Source organism: Mycobacterium sp. TH-M11 (assembly GCF_057473725.1).
In genome coordinates this window covers 1-5,114 of sequence record NZ_JBYCLD010000239.1, presented here as the reverse complement: position 1 = coordinate 5,114, position 5,114 = coordinate 1, and the positions used below count along the sequence as shown (strand labels likewise).

The window sequence follows — 5,114 nt, the reverse complement described above, 5'->3', positions numbered from 1 at the left end:
TCCGGGTGCCCCAGGCCCGGGTGGTCCCGCTGGGCCCGGTGCCCCGGGCGGTCCGGGCTTCGGTGGCCCTGGTGGCCCTGGTGGTCCGCCTCCACCGCCGTACGTGCAACGTGGTCACTTTGACAGGGGTGGTCCGCAATGGGGTGGCCCGCGTGACGCACCGCACGGCTTCAACGCGCCGGGCTACGGGGCGCCGCCTCCGCCACCACAGGGCGGTTTTGGTTGGAACGACGGACCTCCGCCGGGCGGCCCGCCACCTAATTGGGATGGCCCACCGCCTCCGGGAGGCTGGAACGGTCCACCGCCCCCCGGCGGCTGGAACACGCCGTGGAACGGCCCAGCGCACGACATCGGCTGGGGTCAGCAGTATTACGCACCCTTCAACTACAACGGGTACAACGCGAATCCCGTGTTCAATCCCGCATTTGGTGGATGGGGCTTCTGGTTCTTCGGTGTGTGGATTCCGCTGTACTAAACGGAAGCGCGCTGGCCTCCTGCTTCACGCCTTCGGTCTGAGGCAGGAGGTCAGCGGTCGCGACGTGAGCGCGTTGGCACGCCACGCAGCGGAAAAGAATGCACGCGTGCCGATTCCGTTGCAAGATGTCCCGCGTGGCTATGTACCAAGGCAGGGCGTTGGCAGACATCAACCTCACCGGACGCGAGCTAGGGGAGGCGCTCGAGGAGTTCATTTCCCGTCGAGATCCAGGCCTGGAGAACATTCAGGTCAAGCGGGCGACGCCGACCGGCGACGTCGAAACGCGGGTGCAGCCCCACAAACGGTGGTACGAGGTCCTCTTCGAAGTCGATGACGACCCCGAGGACGAGGAAGACGAAGATCCCGACAGCTACGCGGCGCGCAAGAAGGCGGAAGCCAAAGCGCGGGCCGCGGAGAAGGCACGGGTGAAAGAGTGGTCGGGCCGCAATCAGGGAGTCTTTCCGACCAGCGAAGTATGGCCGGAAGCCGATCGGTGAGGCGACCAGGTGTTCATCGCCGATGATGTACGACAGCAGACCGAGAGGACTAGCGCCGGTGGCTGATGTGTCGGTGGTCGATCGGGCGCGTGGCATGCGCGATCTGGTCCGCGAGGAGGCCGGCGAATCCGAGCGTTTACGCACACTGTCGCCGGTGATCGTCGACGCGATGTGGGCGTGCGATCTGATGCCCGCGTTCAATCCGAAAGCGGCTGGCGGCGTTGAGCCGACATTTCAGGAGATGATCGACACCTGGATCGAAATGGCCTGGCAGGATGGATCTTTTGGCTGGATCGGCATCGCCAACCTGCCCTCGACTTTTGCGGCCGCGACGTATCTTCCCGACGACGGCTTCGCCGAGGTATTCACGCGGAACAACAACCACATCACCATCGGCGGCCAGTACTTCCCGAACGGTCAGGGCACGGCGGTCGCCGGCGGCTATCAGCTGAGCGGCGCATGGAGCTTCGGTTCCGGCACCGGGCATTCGAGCTACATCGGAGCCGGCTTCTTTCCGATGGACAACGGGGAAATGCGTTGGGTCAGTGAAGGTATCCCGGAGATGCGGGTGGCATTCGTGCCGCGCGATGAGGTCACGTTCACCGATGGATGGCATGTCCAGGGGCTCAAGGGAACCGGCTCCTACGACTACAGCGTCAACGATGTATTCGTGCCGGAATGCCGGACGATCCCGCTGTTTGTCCGCGACCCCGTGCGCGGGAGTTCGGCGGCCGGCCGGATGGGCCTGATGCCGGTCACCGCCGCCGGCCATGCATCGTTTGCGCTTGGCGTGGCCAAGAGCATGCTCGACGACGTCGAGGAGTTGGCCGCCACCAAGGTGCGGATGAGCGACATGGCTACGCTGGCCACCCGACAAACGTTCCAGAAAGGGCTTGCCCACCACGTTGCTGCGTGGCGCGCCGCGCGCCTGCTCGTCCTCGATGCCTTCACCACCGCCGAGGCTGCCGTCGATGCCGGTCACGACCTCACGCCCCAGTTGCGCGCCGACATGCGGGTGGCGGCGGTGTACGCCACCGACACCGCGCGTGCGGCTGCCGAGTGGGCGCATTTGGCGGCCGGCACCACCGCGATCCGCGAGGGCAGCCGACTCGAGCGGGCGTTCCGCGACATCTACACCGGCACGCAACACGCGTTCATCAGCGAGAAGGTGGCGATGGACGTCGCGCAAATCTGGCTCGGCCTCATCGACGATCAATTCGGACTCTGACTGCACAGCAAGAGAATTCGAGAGGAAGAGCCGTAGTGAACGCTGGTCGGGCTCGTTCCCGGACGTTCGTGGTCACAGATCGCCGCGATGGCGGCATTTCTCGTGTCCTCCGACGCGTCGTTCGTCAGCGCTCAGGCCGTCGCCGTTGACGGTCGCTACACCGCCGGGCGCGATCACGGGGTGGTCCGACTCTTCGGCCTCCCGACCTGAGTCTCAGTCGGCAAACGGCGTGCAGGCGGCCAGCGCAGCGTCCACGCTGACGTCCACCGGTAGCAGCTCGCTCAGACCGCACGCACGGACGATCCGCGTGACGACCGACTGGCGACTCACCAGTCGCACCGCGACGCCACGCTCGCGCGCGCGCTCTGCCTCCTCGGCAAGAGCCGCGTACGCGCAGCACCCCATAAAGTCCAGGCCGCTGGTGTCGATGACGAGTGGTCCCGGGGGGCCCGCCGCGGCGGACGCCTCGCTGAGCAGGTGTCGCCAAGCGGCATCGTTGGAAGCGTCCAACTCGCCGCCGGCGCTGACGATGACGGCCTCACCGCTGCGCTCAGTGGTCGCTCGCAGCGAGCTGTGGGCTTGTGCCAGTTCGGAAATCAAACGACTGCTCAGCATCAAGGGATGAAGTGATGAATCAGCCATCAGGGAAGTGCTCATAGTGCTCCTGATCCATGGGCGCCAAGCGCCGCGATATGGATGCCTGCCCTAGAAGCTTAAGACCGACGTCAATTAGCAGATCATTCTTTTATAACAGAAGCGTATCGGCGGTGTCCACACAAAGGTGGCTGAGATTTGTATGAGGATCGTGTGAGTAGCAATTTACTTAAGCGAACTTCTTTTCTCTCGTGGGCGATCCCGACAGTGGTCAAGCCTTGTTTTTCGGATGTCGGGAGACCGGCGCACCAGGCCTGAAAGGTGATCTTTGACATGTAGTTTCACTACAGAGCGCCAGCCGTAGGCGTGTCGGGCCCTGGCCTGGTCGCCGACTCTCGGCCAGACAGGTCACCGTGGGTAAACTAGGCCACTTCGGGCGCCGCTTTTTGACTGATTTGTCCAGTTTTGCAATTGGATTGCAGTCTGTGCTACTTGGCTGTTGGGTGCAGCTGCAAAGGGTTCGCAATCATTGCGGAAAAGTTGAATTCTTAACAATTCCTAGGCGGCGGAGGAGTCGGACTCATCGGAGTGTTCGGCGTCGAGTTCGGCGACGGCGCGGGATGTCCGCTCGCGCAGCAGCATTGCCGCGGCCGCTCCGCACGCGATAGCGACGAGTAAGGCGACCCAGGAGAACCGCGTCAGCCATCGCTCGGCGGCCATGCCCGCGTAGTACACCAGCGCCGTCGTCCCGCCGGCCCAGCACAGCGCCCCGGAGAGGTTTGCGACGAGGAACCTGTCGTACCGCATCTTCAGGGCCCCGGCCAACGGCCCGGCGAAGATCCGCAGCAGCGCGATAAAACGCCCGAAGAACACCGCCCGCGCGCCCCAGCGATCGAACAAGCGCTCGGCGAACAGCACGTGCCCGGGACCGAAATGGTTTGGGAAACGGCGACCCAATCGGTCGAACAGCGGCAGCCCCAGGCGACGTCCGATCGCGTAACCGGTCGAGTCGCCGATCACCGCTCCCAACACCGCGGCGACGCCCACCCCGATCGGATTGACCGCTAACTCGTGGCGCGATGACAGCAATGCGGCGCTGACCAGCACAATCTCGCCGGGCAGCGGGATGCCCAGGCTTTCGAGGCCGACAACGCCGCCCACCATGCCGTACACGGCCAGTGGGGGGACCGATTGCAGCAGGGCATCCACCGTCATGGCTAAAGGATGCACGACCGCTCCACATGACCGACGGCCGGACGGCCGGCGAATCTTGGTCGCCGGAACTCGACACCTTGCCCGGCGCGGAGCTCGTGGATGGCCGCGTCGGAGATGTCGCGCCGACCGAGCGTGGCGCCTGAACGCGTAGTTGTAAAAACTGCACCGTGTGATGGGTAATGGGACTTCGACCCGGGGTGTGGAATGCACGACGATCGGCATCAGCGCGCCGGCCGCTAAAGATTTGCTATAAGCACCATAGTAGTATCTGAAGTAATTGTTCGACAACATATCTCAGAATTGTTGGGGTATCAGAATAATTGCTGGATGATCTGGCTGCTGAGCTAGTGGCGCTGCCCGGTAGCCGCGTCCCGTTTCGATTACGATGCAGTTTCGGATGCCGGTGTCGCCGATGATTTGACTTGTAATTATTCTGGGACTCAGCGGGCGTCGGGTCCGTCAGTCATCGCACGTGAGGAAGGACCGATACCGTGGTTGAAGTGTCTGCGGAACGCCCGTCGCGGGCTCCGGGGGCGTGGTTGCTCTCCCTCATCGAGCGGCAGGAATGGCTCGATCGGCCCAGCTATCGCCTCGAGCACCTGCTGGGTGTCGCTTTCAACGCGCTGGGCAAGAGCCGGGATCGCATCGTCAACGCACTAAACGGCGTGTGGCTGGGACATCCCGCCCATCCACCACTGGCGTCGTTGGCCAGTGGTGCGATCGGAACCGCACTCGGATTGGACGCGCTGAGTTTGCTGCCCGGCCGGTCCACGGCGGCTACCGCTGACGCATCGCGATCCGCCGCGACGCGCGCGCTGGGACTCGGGATCCTGGCAAGCCTGGGTTCGGCTGTCACCGGCGCTGCGGATTGGCAACACACACACGAAGAAGACCGCCGTATCGGTCTGGTGCACGGTGCGTTGAACGGGTTGGCGACGGTTTTCTACATCTTGTCGTGGTTGAACAGGCGTCGTGGACGGTACGGCCGCGGGATCGTCGCCACCGCGTTCGGTTACGGGGTCACAGTCAGTGCCGGCTACCTGGGCGGGGCCTTGGTGTTCGCGTCCGGAATCGGCGTCGACCGGTCCGGTCGGCGACTTCACAC

Annotated in this window: 6 protein-coding genes and 1 pseudogene; 5 read left to right on the top strand and 2 right to left on the bottom strand. The window is 64.2% G+C overall.

Annotated features, from left to right (window positions below):
* From AC2VOG_RS10045 to AC2VOG_RS10030, 4 genes and pseudogenes are all read left to right on the top strand, one after another.
* A partial coding sequence (locus AC2VOG_RS10045) for an MAP_0585 family protein (RefSeq protein ID WP_486939751.1) occupies window positions 1–475 on the top strand: 475 nt, incomplete at its 5' end.
* Between the two features lie 134 nt (window positions 476–609).
* Window positions 610–972, top strand: a complete 363-nt coding sequence (locus tag AC2VOG_RS10040) for a hypothetical protein (RefSeq protein WP_486939750.1) — start codon at window positions 610–612, stop codon at window positions 970–972.
* 94 nt (window positions 973–1,066) lie between these two features.
* Window positions 1,067–2,200, top strand: a complete 1,134-nt coding sequence (locus tag AC2VOG_RS10035; RefSeq protein WP_486939752.1) for an acyl-CoA dehydrogenase family protein — start codon at window positions 1,067–1,069, stop codon at window positions 2,198–2,200.
* Between the two features lie 75 nt (window positions 2,201–2,275).
* A pseudogene (locus AC2VOG_RS10030) lies at window positions 2,276–2,410 on the top strand (oxidoreductase); the annotation flags it as partial.
* 3 nt (window positions 2,411–2,413) lie between these two features.
* Here AC2VOG_RS10030 and AC2VOG_RS10025 read toward each other — a convergent pair.
* On the bottom strand, window positions 2,414–2,842 hold the full coding sequence (locus AC2VOG_RS10025) for an anti-sigma factor antagonist (RefSeq protein ID WP_486939749.1): 429 nt from the start codon (window positions 2,840–2,842) through the stop codon (window positions 2,414–2,416).
* 510 nt (window positions 2,843–3,352) lie between these two features.
* Window positions 3,353–4,009 (bottom strand): DedA family protein, encoded by a 657-nt coding sequence (locus tag AC2VOG_RS10020; protein ID WP_486939748.1) that lies wholly within the window; start codon window positions 4,007–4,009, stop codon window positions 3,353–3,355.
* Between the two features lie 500 nt (window positions 4,010–4,509).
* Here AC2VOG_RS10020 and AC2VOG_RS10015 point away from each other — a divergent pair.
* The coding region (locus AC2VOG_RS10015; protein WP_486939747.1) for a DUF2231 domain-containing protein at window positions 4,510–5,114 on the top strand (605 nt) is incomplete at its 3' end.

What these genes read in the sequence shown, in the direction of transcription:
- AC2VOG_RS10035 (WP_486939752.1), top strand. Translation starts at nt 1,067, where the DNA reads ATGCGCGATCTGGTCCGCGAGGAGGCCGGCGAATCCGAGCGTTTACGC.
- AC2VOG_RS10025 (WP_486939749.1), bottom strand. Translation starts at nt 2,842, where the DNA reads ATGGCTGATTCATCACTTCATCCCTTGATGCTGAGCAGTCGTTTGATT.
- AC2VOG_RS10020 (WP_486939748.1), bottom strand. Translation starts at nt 4,009, where the DNA reads ATGACGGTGGATGCCCTGCTGCAATCGGTCCCCCCACTGGCCGTGTAC.